Below are 15,380 nucleotides of genomic sequence, written 5' to 3' on the forward strand. Positions count from 1 at the left end.
CCGGGGAATCTGGCAATGCAGGACAGTCTTTACCCCGCCATCGAGCCGTATACGACGGAGTTTCTGGATGTCGGCGCGGGGCATCAACTTTATATCGAACAAAGCGGCAACCCGGCCGGGCAGCCGGCGCTCTTTCTGCACGGAGGACCTGGTGCCGGGTGCAGCGCCGGGCACCGACGTTTTTTCGATCCCGACCGTTACCGCATCATTTTGTTCGATCAGCGCGGCTGTGGGCGCTCGACGCCCCATGCCAGCATTGATAGCAATACCACCTGGGATCTGGTGGCCGATATTGAGCGCTTGCGCGCCCACTTACAGGTCGAGCGCTGGCTGGTGTTTGGCGGCTCCTGGGGTTCGACGCTAGCGCTGGCCTATGCCGAACATCATCCCGAGGCAGTCTCAGCTCTGGTGTTGCGCGGTATTTTTCTGTGCCGGCCAGAGGAGATTCACTGGTTTTATCAGCAGGGCGCGAGCCGTATCTTCCCAGACTACTGGCAGGATTTTCTCGCCCCCATTCCGCCCGTTGAGCATCTTGACTTGTTGCGCGCTTATGCCGAGCGGCTGTTTGGCCCCTCAGGTGCGGAGCAGACGGCGGCGGCGCGCGCCTGGTCGCTGTGGGAAGGACGCTGCTCGACTCTGTGGCCGAATCGCGAATTGCGCGACAGCTTTGCCGCCGACGCCTTTGCACTGGCGCTGGCGCGGATCGAATGCCATTACTTTTTGCATCAGGCGTTTCTGGAACCCGATCAACTGTTGCGTGACATCGGTGCTGTGCGCAACATCCCCGGGGTCATTGTGCATGGCCGTTATGATAGCGTTTGCCCGATGGCTTCGGCCTGGGAACTGCATCAGGCCTGGCCCGAGGCGGAATTCAACATCATTCCCGATGCCGGGCATGCGGCGTTTGAGCCTGCCACAGCGCGGGCGCTGGTGGCGGCGACGGATGCCTTCGCCGCTGCCCGGGCATGATCGGCCTGTTGCAACGCGTCTCTCAGGCGCAGGTGCAGGTAGCCGGAGCCCAGATCGGCGTCATTGCTGCGGGCTTGCTGGTGCTGGTGGCCGTGCAACCCGAAGACACCGAGGCACGCGCTGAACGCCTGCTGGAGCGGTTGCTCGGCTACCGGGTGTTTGCCGATGCCGATGGGCGTATGAATTTGAGCCTACGCGACACTGGCGGCGGGCTGCTGCTGGTGCCTCAGTTTACCCTGGCCGCTGACACCCGCAAGGGCACGCGTGCCAGCTTTACCCGCGCAGCGCCTCCCGCGCTGGGCGCGGCTTTGTTTGCGCACCTGCTGCAGTGCGCCCAGCGGCAGCACCAGCCGGTTGCCAGCGGGCAGTTCGGCGCTGACATGCAGGTGAGTCTGACCAACGATGGTCCGGTGACCTTCTGGCTTGAATCCTGACCTCTTGGCGACCCGGCTGAGTCCCTTGGGTATCTCCGGGAGCCTTGAATCATTTGAATCCAGCGCGGTGCACGCTACACTGCACCAGTTTTTCAGTTTAATTTTTGATAAAGAGAGGTTCCTTCGTGCTCGCGCCGCAGTCCAATTTTCACCGCATCGAGCGGCTTCCGCCTTACGTTTTCAATATTGTCAATGAGTTGAAGGCGGCGGCGCGAGCGCGGGGCGAGGATATCATCGACTTTGGCATGGGCAATCCTGATCAGCCTACGCCGCAGCACATCGTCGATAAGCTGGTTGAGGTCGCCCAGCGCCGCGATACCCATCGCTACTCAGTCTCGCGCGGCATTCCGCGCCTGCGCCGCGCCATCTGCCGTTGGTATCAGGATCGCTATCAGGTGACCCTGGACCCGGACAGCCAGGCCATTGTCACCATCGGCAGCAAGGAAGGACTTGCGCATCTGGCCATGGCTACCATGGCCCCAGGCGATACTGTACTGGTGCCCAATCCGGCCTATCCGATTCATCCCTATGGCTTTATCATTGCCGGAGCTGATGTTCGTCACGTCAAATTGACACCCGAGGTGGACTTCTTCGAGGAACTCCAGCGTGCCATTCTCGACTCCTGGCCGCGGCCGAAGATGCTGGTGCTGAATTTTCCCGGCAATCCGACCACCCAGTGTGTCGAGCTGGAGTTCTTTGAGAAAGTCATCGAGATCGCCCGCGAGCATGGCATCTGGGTGGTGCATGATCTGGCCTATGCCGATATTGTCTTCGACGGTTACCAAGCCCCATCCATTCTGCAAGTGCCAGGCGCCCTGGACTACGCGGTCGAGTTCTTCTCCATGTCCAAAAGCTACAACATGCCGGGCTGGCGCATTGGCTTTATGTGTGGCAATCCGACCATGGTTGCAGCTCTGGCACGGATCAAATCCTATCTGGACTATGGCACCTTCACGCCGGTTCAGGTCGCCGCCATTCACGCACTGGAGTCCTCGCAGGACTGCGTGGCGGAGATTCGCGATCAGTATCAAAGTCGCCGTGATGTGCTCTGTGAAGGGCTGGAAGCGGCTGGCTGGCCGGTGGAGAAGCCACGCGCGACCATGTTTGTTTGGGCGCGCATTCCGGAGCCATACCGCGCCATGGGCTCGCTGGAATTCTCTAAAAAGCTGCTCAGCGATGCCAAGGTGGCGGTTTCCCCCGGTATCGGTTTCGGTGACTACGGCGATGATCATGTGCGTTTTGCACTGATCGAAAACGAACATCGCACGCGCCAGGCGGTCAAGGGCATTAAACAGATGCTGCGCGAGGACGCGCGCCTTGGCGTCACTACTTGAACAGAGGAGTAAAGCAATTGGAGCCTGTCAAGATTGGACTCCTGGGACTGGGTACCGTTGGCGGTGGCACCGTCAGTGTGCTGACGGGCAATGCCGAGGAAATTGCCCGTCGTGCCGGGCGCGAGATTCGCATCGCGCATGCGGCCGCACGCGACTACGATGCGAGCCGTATTCCGGGGCTGGAGCGCATTGACACCATCGGTGATGATGCCTTTGCGGTGGTCGATGATCCCGACATCGACATCGTTATTGAGCTGATTGGCGGCTACTCGCCGGCGCGCGAGCTGGTGCTGAAGGCGATTGAGAATGGCAAGCATGTGGTCACGGCCAACAAGGCGCTGATTGCCCTGCACGGCAATGAAATTTTCGCTGCCGCTCAGGCCAAGGGGGTCACCGTGGCCTTCGAGGCTGCCGTGGCAGGTGGAATTCCCATCATTAAGGCTCTGCGCGAGGGGCTGGCCGCCAATCATGTCGAATGGATTGCCGGCATCATTAATGGCACCGGCAATTTCATCCTCACTGAGATGCGCGACAAGGGCCGCGCATTTGCTGAGGTGCTGGCTGAGGCTCAGCAACTTGGCTATGCCGAAGCGGACCCGACCTTTGATGTCGAAGGCATTGATGCGGCGCACAAGCTCACCATCCTGGGTTCCCTGGCCTTTGGTATTCCGTTGCAGTTCGACAAAACCTTTACTGAAGGCATTTCCAAAATCGAACCCCAGGATGTCGCCTATGCCGCCGAGTTTGGCTATCGCATCAAGCACCTTGGCATCGCACGACGCACTGCCGCCGGTATCGAGCTGCGGGTGCATCCCACGCTGATTCCGCAGCGCCGGCTAATTGCCAATGTCGATGGGGTGATGAACGCGGTGCTGGTCAAATGCGATGCGGTTGGCCCGACACTCTATTATGGCGCCGGTGCGGGTGCACTGCCGACCGCCTCGGCGGTGGTGGCGGATGTGATCGACATTGCCCGCGCCCTGACCAGCGATCCGAACAACCGGGTGCCGCATCTGGCCTTCCAGCCTGACGAACTCACCGATACCCCGGTGCTGCCGATTGAAGCGGTCGAAACCGCCTACTATCTGCGCCTGACGGCACTCGACCGCTCCGGGGTCATGGCGGCCATCGCCGGCATTCTGGGCGAGGAGGGCATCAGCATTGAAGCCATTAAGCAGAAAGAGCCCGGTGAGGGTGACACCCATGTCTCCCTGATCATGCTCACGCATCGGGTGACAGAGGGTGATATGAATCGCGCCATGGCGCGCATTGAAGCCCTGGAGGCCGTGCAGGGTCCAGTGGCGCGGATTCGCATGGAATCTCTGGAAGGCTGAGACGCGAGCGCATTGGACTTGGCGACCACAGCAGGGGAGGATGAACGATGGAAACAGAGGCCGTTGCACGCTTGATTCGTGACGGCTTGCCAGAGGCTGAGGTGCAGGTCACGGGCGATGGCAGTCATTTCGAGGCCAGTGTGATCAGCGCGGCTTTTGAGGGGCTGACCCCCATTAAGAAGCAGCGTCTGGTCATGGATACCGTGCGCGAGCAGATTACCAGCGGTGAGTTGCATGCCTTGTCGATTAAAGCCCTGACGCCCGCCCAGGCTGCCGCTGCTGAGCCGTCGCTGTCTTGACTAAACCCGCTCCAGTTCCAGGCCGGGTACTGATCGGCATTCTGCTGACTGGCCTGCTGACTGGTTGGCTGCTTGGCTGTACAGAGCCGGCGCCGCCGACGATGAATTTTTACCGTGCCATTCATTCGGGGGATCTTGATCAGATCAAGCGGCATCTGTATTGGGGCACCGATGTGAATCAGGCCGGGCCGGATGGACACTACCCCTTGCAGGTGGCTGTGGCGGCCGGGCGGGTTAGCATCGCGCGTGACCTGCTGGATCATGGCGCGCGTCTGGATGTGCGCGATCCGCTTGGGCATACGCCGCTTTATAGTGCGCTGGCCAATGGTCGGGCACCGGCGGCGGATTTGCTGCTGGAGCGGGGAGCGCAGGATGATGTGCAAGTGCTGCTGAGACAGCTGACGGTTGCGGGCGATCTCGACCGTGATACGCTGGAGTTGCTGCTGAGTCGCGGTGTTGATCTTAATCAACTGGGGCCGGATGGTCTGGCGCCTCTGCATCGGGCGGTGATGGAGGACCACTTGAAGATTGCCAAATGGCTGTTGCAGGCTGGGGCGGATGTCAATCGAGTGGCAAAGTCCGGTGATACCGCGCTTGACATGGCGCAAGCGGCTGATAGTGATCCCAATCTGGTGCGCATGCTGGAAACCTATGGCGCCGAGCGCTGAGTGCGCAATTCAGAACAGCCAGCCACTGTCGTTGACGCATCCGCCACAACACTTAACAAGAGAACAAGCACCATGGCAGAAAAGGTCGAAGACCTCACCATCACCGATGTCAAAGATGGCATCGAAACGCCCAAAGAACTGGATAAAGTCATTCTGTCCAAGGGCAGCTGGACGACCATTGTCTATCGCTATCAGGACTGGGATGGCAGGAAAGAGGCTTATAGCCCGGATAAATACACTATAAGACGCTATCAAAAGCGCAATGGTGAATATCGCCAGCAATCCAAGTTCAATATCTCCAGTGCCGCCCAGGCACAGGGGCTGATTGATGCCTTGCAAGGCTGGCTGACACAGGACAGCGATCAAGCCTAACGCTTAAAGCAAATCAGCCAACGGCGGCTCAAGCGCATGCCTTAGGGATCGCGCAAGCCGGGCATGCATGAGCGGCCTTTTTTCACAACAACGGAGGCGAATCATGATAAAAGTTGCCGCTCCCTCGGCGCTGGTGCTGGCCGTACTGGGCTGGGTGCTTACCCTGTTCATTGGCATGACCCTATTATCCGGAACCGCCTTGGCGGAACGCGCCTGTCAGACGGGGTGCATCCAGGGGCTGTTTTTCTCTGGCTTTGCTGTTGGAGCCGTCGCACTCCTGTTGGCGGCCTTGGCACTGACAAAACACACCGCCGCTCGCCTGCTGAGTGGCGCCGCCTTGCTACTGGCATTGCCGCTCTTTGCTGTCTATGCCGGTATCGTGGTGATTGGAACCCTGGCCAGCTGAGGGGGCTGCTTTAGAGTTTGTCCGGTGCTTCCAGGCTGCCCCAAATCATGAGCTTGGTTTTGTTTACATACTCGCGGGTTTCCTCCAGGACGGCGGCGATGGCGTTCTCATTCAGCCCCAAATGCAGCGCCATGTTTGCTTGGGCCGGATGTGCGTCATCTTTGCGATGCAGGCTCCAACCGAGTTCGCGTACCAACACATTGGCGAAGCTGACGGTGAGCAGATCCAGCGGCCATTGGCTCGTGTCCCCCAGGTCGTGATGTTGCAGGCAAATATCAATCGCATCTGGTGTAAACTTCCAGTGTTTCAGCAAAGCGGCGCCATACTCGGTGTGCATAGTATCCAGCACTTCATAAATACCGTCATCACCCAGATGGCTTTGGGGCATGCCAGCCACGGTATGCAATAGCAACAGTTTGCCGATGTCGTGTAAAAAGCCCTTGCCATAGAGCACATCCGGGTTCAGCTTGCGGGTCTGCCTGGCGATGGCCCGCGCCGCTGCTGCCGTGGCCAGGGAATGAACCCACAGCTGTTTGAGCAGTGAGCTGAAAAACGGGTCTTCCGCCTCAAACAGCCCCCGGGTGGTGATGGTCATCACATAGTTTTGGGTTTGGCGAAACCCGAGGCGAATTACCGCTTCTTCGGTGGTATTAAAACGCCGCACGCCGCGATAGTACCCCGAATTGGAAATGGCGAGCAGTTTGGAGCTGACGCTGCCATCCCGGCTGATTAGACTGGCAATTTCCTGAATGGTGGCGTTGGATTTGCGGGCCACTTCATTGACTTTGAAAGCGATCTCTGGCAAAACCGGCAAAACAATATCACCACGGCGAATGCGCCGCAGCACATCGTTGAGCGAACGCTGGCGTAAGGCTTTTTGATGCAGTTCGGCATTGGGGCCACTCTCGCTTTCCATGGCGCGTAAGGCTTCGCGTCGCAGCGCCAGCAGCTGATCGACCCGCTGGATAAAATATCCGCGCTCAAAGGGCTTGATAATATAGGCCGTCACCCCGGCACGCAGGGCATACATCACACTGATGCGATCCGCTCGGCCGGTGAGCATCATAAAGGGCAGATCACGCGTCTTGTAATGCCCGCGCAGCTTCAGGAGCAGATCGCCGCCGGAGAGCAAGGGCAAATTCCAGTCCGCAATTACCATGTCGAAGCTGTCGTTCCGGACCCGCTTCCAGGCATCCTGACCGTCCGTGGCACGCTCAAGGATCGCATCGGGGAGGGCGCGTCGCAGTAACTGCTCCAGCTCGTGGACAAACTGGGGGTTATTTTCAGCAATCAGTAAGCGAAACGGGGCTGACATGCCATCAATCTTAGCGCATCCAGTGATGCCGGTTGTGACCGATCAATCGCGGCACGATCATGACCCGGTCAAACGTGCCACCAAGCGGTCGATATGCTGGGCGCGTTTGGTTGGGTCGCTCATGTCCAGGGTGAAGCGCAGCGCGCCAGCGGCCTGATCGAGCTTAAATTCCTTCGGTTGGCTTTGGATTAGCTGCACCAGGCGCAGGTGATCGATCTTGGGCGCTTCGCCAAACAGCATGCGCCCGCCCTTGGGGCCGGCTTCAATCTTGCGGATGCCATAGGGCTGCACCTTGAGCTTGAGTTCGGTGATGGTGAACAGATGCTGCGCCGGCTCCGGCAGCAGGCCGAAGCGATCAATCATCTCCACTTTCAGCTCTTTGAGTTCATCACTGGTGGAGGCATTGGCGATGCGTTTATAGGTAACGAGTCGCGTGTGGATGTCGGGCAGATAGTCGTCCGGCAGCAGGGCCGGGAGGCCAAGATCGATCTCGGCGCCATGATCGAGTGGGCGATCCAGCTCCGGGGTACGTCCGGCCTTGAGCGCCTGCACCGCGCGTTCGAGCAAGTCCATATAAAGCGTAAAGCCGACCTCGTGAATCTGTCCGGATTGCTCCTCGCCGAGCAGTTCGCCGGCGCCGCGGATTTCCAGATCATGGGTGGCCAGGGTGAAGCCAGCCCCGAGGTCTTCCAGGGACTCAATTGCCTCCAGGCGCTTTTTGGCGTCGGCGGTCATGGTCTTGGCCGGCGGGGTGATCAGATAGGCATAGGCGCGATGATGCGAGCGCCCAACACGCCCGCGCAGCTGGTGCAGCTGTGCCAGGCCGAGCTTGTCAGCGCGGTTGATCAGAATGGTGTTGGCGCTGGGTACATCAATGCCGGATTCGATGATGGTGGTGCATATCAGCAGGTTGAAGCGGCGGTGGTAGAAATCGCGCATCACCCGCTCCAACTCCTTTTCGCGCATCTGCCCATGCGCGACCTGCACCCGCGCATCCGGCACCAGGGCTTCGATTTTCTGCGCCATGTTCTCGATGGTCTCGACCTCATTGTGCAGAAAATAGATCTGCCCGCCGCGATTGATTTCGCGCTGACAGGCCTCCTGGATCAGGCTGTCGTTCCAGGCCGAGATGAAGGTCTTGATCGGATGGCGCTCCACCGGCGGGGTGGCGATGATGGACAGATCGCGCATGCCGGCCATGGACATATTCAAGGTGCGCGGGATGGGGGTGGCGGTCAGGGTAAGGATATCCACCTCAGCGCGCAGGCTTTTCAGCTGCTCCTTGTGGCGCACACCAAAGCGATGTTCCTCATCAATAATGGCCAAGCCGAGCTGCTTGAACTTGACTGACGGCTGCAACAGTTTATGGGTGCCAACCACGATATCGATGGTGCCAGCCGCCAGACCCTCGGTGACCTTCTTCACCTCCTTAGCGCTGCGAAAGCGCGACAGGCTCTCGACACGAATCGGCCAGTCGGCAAAGCGGTCGGCAAAATTCTGATAATGCTGCTGAGCGAGCAGGGTGGTGGGCACCAACACCGCGACCTGACGCCCACCATTCACCGCCACGAAGGCCGCGCGCATGGCCACCTCGGTCTTGCCGAAGCCCACATCGCCACACACCACCCGATCCATCGGCTTGGGGTCGGCCATGTCAGCCAGGATGGACTCAATGGCGCGCTCCTGATCCGGGGTTTCCTCGAACTCAAAGGCGGCGGCAAAGTTCTGATACTCAGCGCTGGGATCGCCAAAGGCGTGCCCCTGACGGGCGGCGCGGCGGGCGTAGATGTCAAGCAGTTCAGCGGCGACATCGTGGGCCTTGCGTGCTGCCTTGCGTTTGACCCGATCCCAGTGATCGCTACCGAGCTTATGCAGGGGCGCGTTCTCCGGGGCGCTGCCGGTGTAGCGCGCGATCAAATGCAGCGAGCTGACTGGGACATAGAGCTTATCGCCGCCGGCGTATTCGAGTGCCAGAAACTCGGCTGGATGGCCGCCGATGGCCAAGGTTTGCAAGCCGAGAAAGCGTCCGACACCATGATCCTCATGCACCACCGGGGCCCCGGCGTGCAGCTCGGTGAGATTGCGTACCACCGCATCGCCATCCGGGCCGGACTTGCGCCGGCGGCGCTCCTGGCGCACCCGCTCGCCGAACAGTTGCGTCTCGGTGATGAGCGCCAGTTGGCCGTCTTGCAGCAGCAGCGGCTGTTCGAGCGGCGCGACCGTGATGGCGCTGGGCATCGCGCCGGCGAGAAAGGCCGCCCAGTCGGGCACCGCTGTCGGCTGCATGCCAAAGCCGTGCAGGTGATCGCGCAACAGCTCGCGCCGCCCGCTGCTCTCGGCGACGAACAGCACCCGGCGTCCCGGTTCGCTTAGAAACGCCTTGAGCGCGCTGGCCGGTTCTGCCGCGCGTGCTTGCACCGCCAGCGACGGCAGTCCGGCGGTGGCGAAGTTGATGACTCGCGCATAGCCCTTGCGGCGTTGCGCCACCTCCGGGGTTTGCCAGCAGACGCCAGGGCGGGCATTGAGTTGACTGGCCAATTCCTCGGCATCCAGATACAGCTGGCGCGGGGGCAGCAGCGGGCGTTCGAGATTGTGGCGGCGCTGCTCGTAGCGCGACACGATGGTGTCGAGCAGAGTCGCGGCACCCTCGCGCACCTCTGCGTTCTCAAAGACCAAACTGTGCTCCGGCAGATAGTCGAACAGGGTGGCGGTGTGGTCGAAGAACAGCGGCAGGTAATATTCGATACCGCCCGGCAGTCGCCCCTCGGAGATCTCGCGATAAATCAGGCTGACGCTCGGATCGCTGTCGATGCTGGCACGGTAGCGCTGGCGAAAGGCGCTGATCGCCTCCTCTGTGAAAGGAAACTCCCGCGCCGGCAGCATGCGCACTGAGTCGAGCTTGGCGATGGAGCGCTGGCTATCGGGGTCGAAGGTGCGAATGGATTCGATCTCATCGTCGAACAGATCAATGCGCAGTGGCTCGGTTTGGCCCATCGGGAAGATGTCGAGCAGGGCACCGCGCACCGCGAACTCGCCATGGGCGATGACCTGGGACACACACTGATAACCGGCATCGGTCAGGCGCTGTCGGGTCTGATCCAGATCCAGGCGATCGCCGACCGCCAGCACCAGGGCTTGGCTTTCAATATAGGTGCGTGGTGGCAGGCGCTGCATCAGGGTGCCGACTGGCACCAGCAGCACACCGCGCTGGAGCTGTGGCAGCCGATAGAGGGTCAGCAGCCGCTCGGAAACCAGCTCCGGCAGCGGTGAGAACAGATCATAGGGCAGGGTTTCCCAGTCCGGGAAGCGCCACACTGGCAGATCCGCGCCCTGGGCGCCTGGCTCGTCCTGAGTGCCGAGAAAGAACGGCAGTTCGGCGTGCAACCGATTGGCAGCGGTCATATCCGGCACCACCACCAACAGCGGGCCAGGCGCCTGGCGGGCAGCAGCGGCGATGGCCAGCGCCGGCGCCGCACCATAGAGCTGCCCCCATAGCAACCGCTCCGAGGGCGTGGCCGGCAAAGGCGGATGAAGCGGAGACAGCTGAGCGCTGTTCTGGTGACTGGCAGCCCCAGTGTGGTGTACGGACTCGGTGATGGCGGCAGGCATGGGCGATGGCGGAAGCTCGGATCGGAAGCCAGACATTTTCGCACAGCCCGGCCCGGGCTGCATCCGGACGCGACGTATGCGTCATCAGCCATGACAAGGCTTCTGCCCTTTCGACGCAGTTTGTAATCAAAGGCTTTCAGACTGGGCTCAGTCTTTGGCTCAAACCGGTACTTCCCGCAGAACTCCAGAAAAAACCGCAGCCATCGGTGAAACTGCGGTCGATGATTCGCACTAACCCCCGCTGTCGTTAGCTTCTCATCGAACCTTGCTGTAAGCGTTGCAGGAATTTGCAGCATTCGCCACCTTGCTGATGGATAATAAACGATATCAGCATGTTATCCCGCAGCTGGTAGGTTATCCAGAAATCTTGCAGGTTTATCCGTTGCGTGCTAATGTTATCCAGAAACCATACAATCGCTGGTTAGGCGTTCAATAAAATACACGGATTGGTTATGAACAACAATTCAATACGTTTCGATTTATCTGATTGGTTGATTCACTTTTTTCGAGATATAGATTTGGAAGGTAATAATTCCATTTTGTATGTTGAACACATGGGATGGGGAAACATAGCTGAGGATGTTAATTGGTCTGCTTTATTTATGCTTAGGTGTGCTATTAGATCCGGAAGGTTATGGGCCACATGGTCTTTTCGTAACAACGTGAGAACGATTTATGGTCCAGATCCTGCCGTATGTTTTACCGAAATGCCTATAGCAGCATTTTTAGAGACAGGGGAAAAAAGGCATAGGCGAGGAGAAGCAATGAGTTCTTTTGCGCTCATCTTCCCAAAAAAACAAGTATTTACAGCTGGCGCAAATCCTGTAATTTACGGCCTTAGTAACAGAGGGTACTGGCCACCAGCTGGAAAGGATGGTGGGCCAAGAATTATCGACCTATCTATACTTGCAGAGCCAGAGCAATACAGATACGTAACCTACAATCCTGCATCATCAAAGCCCATAGACTGGAGCCATGAAAGAGAGTGGAGATGGCCTTATAGGGGTGACTTTAGCAGCGTGGAAAACGCTCTAGAAGAATTTGGGATGGTTGATGATGCAATGGATATTCCTGGATTTGATTTTTATTTAGAGGAAATCAAAGGCATTGGGGTGGTCGTTAATAGTCGTAACCAAGCAAATTGGATTGCGCATGATATTCTAATGCTCGTAGATAAAGGGATTATTGATAAAGATACCTTTCAATTTATCCTTGCTTCTGATGAGTTGCCATCAAGTAATGATTTGGTTAGTCCGGCAGATACTTCAAGCGCTATTTCTAAATCACTAATTGACCTAAAACCGTTTTTCTCGCATAAGAAAAAAGATTTAGATGATATAGCAAAAGAATTCACAGGCATGGTAGAAACGATAGAAAAGAATGCCCCTATGCCAAAAGCTGGTGAATTTGGTGGTTGTTGGTTGTGGCTTCTAGATAACACAAACATATTCACAAGAGCACTAATTTCACATTCTAGAGTTACCGTATCGGATTCTGGAAAATATCTGGTCCACCTTTATGAATTCTCAGACTCTAGAGGCTTACGAGAACGGGAAGAAATGACGGAAAAGCTTGCACAATGTATTCATGAAAAATATGGCGTTGAATGCGGGTATTTTTCTGTTCTTAACTCCGAAAATCCAAATGATGTCCCATTTTATAATAGCGATCATTTAGATAATCATATGCACTACAACGTTAGTTGGGAGCATTAGGTGGAAAATTCGCCTAATCGGGTGGCCGGGGGTTTCTCTCCCCCAGCTCCCACAGCACCCCGCATGCGGGTCCGCACGGGGCGCTTCCTCCGGATGTGAAAGTACGATCGAAATGACCGCCTCCAACGCTGGCTACAACAGGGTCCGCCAAGAGCGCTTCACCCGCTCGGGTGCGATGCGCTCAGTGAGAACCGCGTGGCTCACTCGTTGCCGAAGGTTCAGGCCTTCACCCTGTCCCACCCATTACGGTGGGCCTTTGGCTACTATGCCGTCTGCTGACTTCTGCCCCGTCACGCCGGGCGTTGCCGCCCGACGCGCTGCCCGAGTCGCGGTAGGGTCCGGTGGCCATTCTAGCGCTTTCGCACTGGCCCTCAGTCCGGCTCCCGTGGCAACCACAGCCCCCTTAGGGTTCGATGGCGATTCCAGCCCTTTCGGACTGGGCCTCAGTTCGACTCCCGTAGGCACACGGACCGCATGCGAGACAGATCTCCCCGGATAAGAACATGAACTTTCGGTACACAACCGCCGCATTTACCCTATCCCCTGCACCTGGCGGGCTTCGTCACCTTGTGCTGACTCGCCCAGGGACTGAGCCTTCTATGCGATTTCTGTTCGTCGGCTCGCACCTTTGCGCTCGGGCTTCCTCCAGACAGACCCTCACGGGGCTGCCCTTGCCGTCGGCTAGTGGTTGTTTCCGTCCGCTGCGCGGACATCTCAGGTACTCCCACAGGGGACTTCCACCCCATCAGTTCATGCCCATGCCGGGCGTAATCGGGTCGCCGGGAGTTTTTCTCCCCCGGCTCCCACAGCACCCCGCATGCGGGTCCGCACGGGGCGCTTCCTCCGAATTGGAAAAGACAACCGTTAATGGCCGCTTTCAACGCTGGTTACACGATGCATCGCCACGATCCTTTCACCCGGTCGGGTGCGGTAAGAATCAGTGAGACACACGTGGCTCACTCGTTGCCGAAGGTTCAGGCCTTCACCCTGTCCCACCCATTACGGTGGGCGTTTGGCTACTATGCCGTCGGCTGACTTCTGTCCCATCACGCCAGGCGTTGCCGCCCGACGCGCTGCCCGAGTCACGGTAGGGTTCGGTGGGTACTCCAGCACTTTCGCACTGGCCCTCAGTCCGACTCCCGTGGCGACCACAGCACCCGTAGGGTTCGATGGCGATTCCAGCCCTTTCGGACTGGGCCTCAGTTCGACTCCCCTAGGCGCACAAACCGCACGCGGGACAGATCTCCCCGGATAAGGACATGAACTTTCTCTGCACAACCTCGCCATTTACCGTACCCACGTCGGATCACCGGGCTTCGCTATCTGTGGCTAGCTCGCCCCCGGGCTCAGCCTTCTATGACGTTTCTGTTCGTAGGCTCGCAGATTTGCTCCAGGCTTCCTTCAGACCTCGCCTCGCGGCTCGGCCCTTGCCCTTCGCTAGTCGTTTTCGCCTGATCAGAAACCAGACGGTGATCCTCCTACAGGGGACTCGCACCCCATCAGTTCATGCCCATGCCGGGCGTACCACAAGACGCTCGTTCGGACGCAAACTTCGCTACGCTTCGTTTGCGCCGCACAGCTTAAGCGTTATGCGTCAAAAATGAACACAATCAATAGTGTCAGACTTCATTAAAGGTATCGATTGCTATATTTAGAGTGATTCTTATACGTATGATCATTCATTAAATATCAAGAATAGATAAACTGTAGCAAAATATGGTTAATATATTAAAATATTCCGGATACTTGCCCGCTTGGGCTATAACAGCATTTTTTCTTGTTGTTGTTACTTGGGCTGCAACAGCATTTTTTCTTGTTGTTGTTATTAGTTTAATTGTGTTTGTTCCTGTTGCCGACCAATTACCTCATACTTTTGATGCCTATTATGAAGAATCATTTCCTGTATGGTATTTGAGTATATTTTTTGGAGTGCCTGCTTTGTTGGCGCTTCCATTATTATTGTCTAAAATTGTTTCAACGTCAATTGGTGATCAATATAATGCGTGTATCTCGGTTAAATTTGTGTTTATTGGAACATTTTTTTGTGTAATTCTTGCATTATTCGGGATTTTTAATGTCACTTCTTTATTTATATACTTTCTGCTAATCACTCTGCTAACACACAAAGCAGCATACAAACATAAAAAAACTATCCCTGCAAATTTTTATAAAAAACTAGAATATGTATATGTTGCCATTGCTGTTGGAGGTATGCTGTCGGTAGTAACCCATGTCAGTGATATTCGTGGAATAGAGATTGTTGAGCTTGAGAACAGAATAAATAACGCAAAAAATCAAGCCGCCATGGATGAGCAAGATCAGAAAAAATACGGCTTGTTCACAGCTTGCATTGCTTCTGAGCCGCCTGTTTGGTGTTTCGATTTTATGGAATTGGATAAATTAGAAAATCAGTTGGAAAGTCTAAAAAAAAGCAATTCAGTAAAGCTTAGTCCCGAATATAAGTTAATGGGATATGTATTTTTGGCTTTTGCTCTCGCTACTAAATTGCTAAAAATTTCAGGTGAGTTATTCAAATGGTATAATATTGATGATGAAACTCATAGAGTTAAGGATGATTTGAAAGTGTCTCGATTTACAATGGCCAATCATATCAAAACGCACAAAACTAAAAAATCTCGATACAATAAGCACAATAAGCACAATAAGTACTTCAATTGAAATATTTAAATAAGAGAAAAACGGGGGCGTACTACATTAATCGCCTAAAGAATTAAAAGGGGTCTGGATGGAATGGCACTAACTTAAGGATTTTCGACTTAAAGTCATACACTTAGGCTGCTAACTGAGCGAGAGGTTTGGATTTTTTTGGATGCCCATTCATGCGTACGTCTGCCCGCGCTTGCTCCCTGGGCTTTGTCATCAAAGGGTATTTCTTGGCACGTCGTTTGAGCTGGCGTGGTTCGA

Annotated in this window: 12 protein-coding genes; 10 read left to right on the forward strand and 2 right to left on the reverse strand. The window is 56.5% G+C overall.

The window, feature by feature from the left end; translation table 11 throughout:
* The first annotated feature begins 15 nt into the window (after positions 1–15).
* The 8 genes from pip to CKO36_RS12545 all read left to right on the forward strand — a co-directional run bounded on the left by pip (position 16) and on the right by CKO36_RS12545 (position 5,816).
* Positions 16–969 (forward strand): prolyl aminopeptidase, encoded by a 954-nt coding sequence (gene pip, locus CKO36_RS12510; RefSeq protein WP_200284392.1) that lies wholly within the window; start codon positions 16–18, stop codon positions 967–969.
* Positions 966–1,403 (forward strand): D-aminoacyl-tRNA deacylase, encoded by a 438-nt coding sequence (gene dtd / locus CKO36_RS12515; RefSeq protein ID WP_200284393.1) that lies wholly within the window; start codon positions 966–968, stop codon positions 1,401–1,403. The genes pip and dtd overlap by 4 nt, the downstream gene beginning before the upstream one ends.
* A 125-nt stretch (positions 1,404–1,528) precedes the next feature.
* A complete protein-coding gene (alaC, locus tag CKO36_RS12520; protein ID WP_200284394.1) occupies positions 1,529–2,737 on the forward strand; it encodes an alanine transaminase in 1,209 nt (402 codons plus the stop codon).
* Positions 2,738–2,754: 17 nt separating this feature from the next.
* Positions 2,755–4,071, forward strand: a complete 1,317-nt coding sequence (locus tag CKO36_RS12525) for a homoserine dehydrogenase (protein ID WP_200284395.1) — start codon at positions 2,755–2,757, stop codon at positions 4,069–4,071.
* 47 nt (positions 4,072–4,118) lie between these two features.
* Complete coding sequence (locus CKO36_RS12530; protein ID WP_200284396.1) at positions 4,119–4,370, forward strand: BolA family protein; 252 nt, start codon at positions 4,119–4,121, stop codon at positions 4,368–4,370.
* On the forward strand, positions 4,367–5,038 hold the full coding sequence (locus tag CKO36_RS12535; RefSeq protein ID WP_200284397.1) for an ankyrin repeat domain-containing protein: 672 nt from the start codon (positions 4,367–4,369) through the stop codon (positions 5,036–5,038). Before CKO36_RS12530 ends, CKO36_RS12535 begins: the two co-directional genes overlap by 4 nt.
* 72 nt (positions 5,039–5,110) lie before the next feature.
* On the forward strand, positions 5,111–5,410 hold the full coding sequence (locus tag CKO36_RS12540) for a hypothetical protein (protein WP_200284398.1): 300 nt from the start codon (positions 5,111–5,113) through the stop codon (positions 5,408–5,410).
* A gap of 103 nt (positions 5,411–5,513) precedes the next feature.
* The gene (locus tag CKO36_RS12545; protein ID WP_200284399.1) at positions 5,514–5,816 is read left to right on the forward strand and encodes a hypothetical protein; all 303 of its coding nucleotides are present in this window, start codon (positions 5,514–5,516) and stop codon (positions 5,814–5,816) included.
* A 10-nt stretch (positions 5,817–5,826) separates the two neighbouring features.
* Here CKO36_RS12545 and CKO36_RS12550 read toward each other — a convergent pair whose 3' ends face one another.
* Positions 5,827–7,131, reverse strand: a complete 1,305-nt coding sequence (locus CKO36_RS12550; protein ID WP_200284400.1) for an HDOD domain-containing protein — start codon at positions 7,129–7,131, stop codon at positions 5,827–5,829.
* Positions 7,132–7,188: 57 nt separating this feature from the next.
* Positions 7,189–10,740, reverse strand: a complete 3,552-nt coding sequence (gene mfd, locus CKO36_RS12555) for a transcription-repair coupling factor (RefSeq protein WP_242469581.1) — start codon at positions 10,738–10,740, stop codon at positions 7,189–7,191.
* A gap of 452 nt (positions 10,741–11,192) precedes the next feature.
* Between mfd and CKO36_RS12560 the strand changes: the two genes are divergently transcribed.
* The gene (locus CKO36_RS12560) at positions 11,193–12,455 is read left to right on the forward strand and encodes a DUF4427 domain-containing protein (RefSeq protein ID WP_200284402.1); all 1,263 of its coding nucleotides are present in this window, start codon (positions 11,193–11,195) and stop codon (positions 12,453–12,455) included.
* A gap of 1,716 nt (positions 12,456–14,171) precedes the next feature.
* Positions 14,172–15,134: a hypothetical protein gene (locus CKO36_RS12565; RefSeq protein WP_200284403.1), complete on the forward strand. Its 963-nt coding sequence runs from the start codon at positions 14,172–14,174 to the stop codon at positions 15,132–15,134.
* Positions 15,135–15,380 lie beyond the last annotated feature (246 nt).

It is taken from the genome of Rhabdochromatium marinum (assembly GCF_016583795.1).
In the GTDB taxonomy this organism is placed as follows: Bacteria; Pseudomonadota; Gammaproteobacteria; order Chromatiales; family Chromatiaceae; genus Rhabdochromatium; species Rhabdochromatium marinum.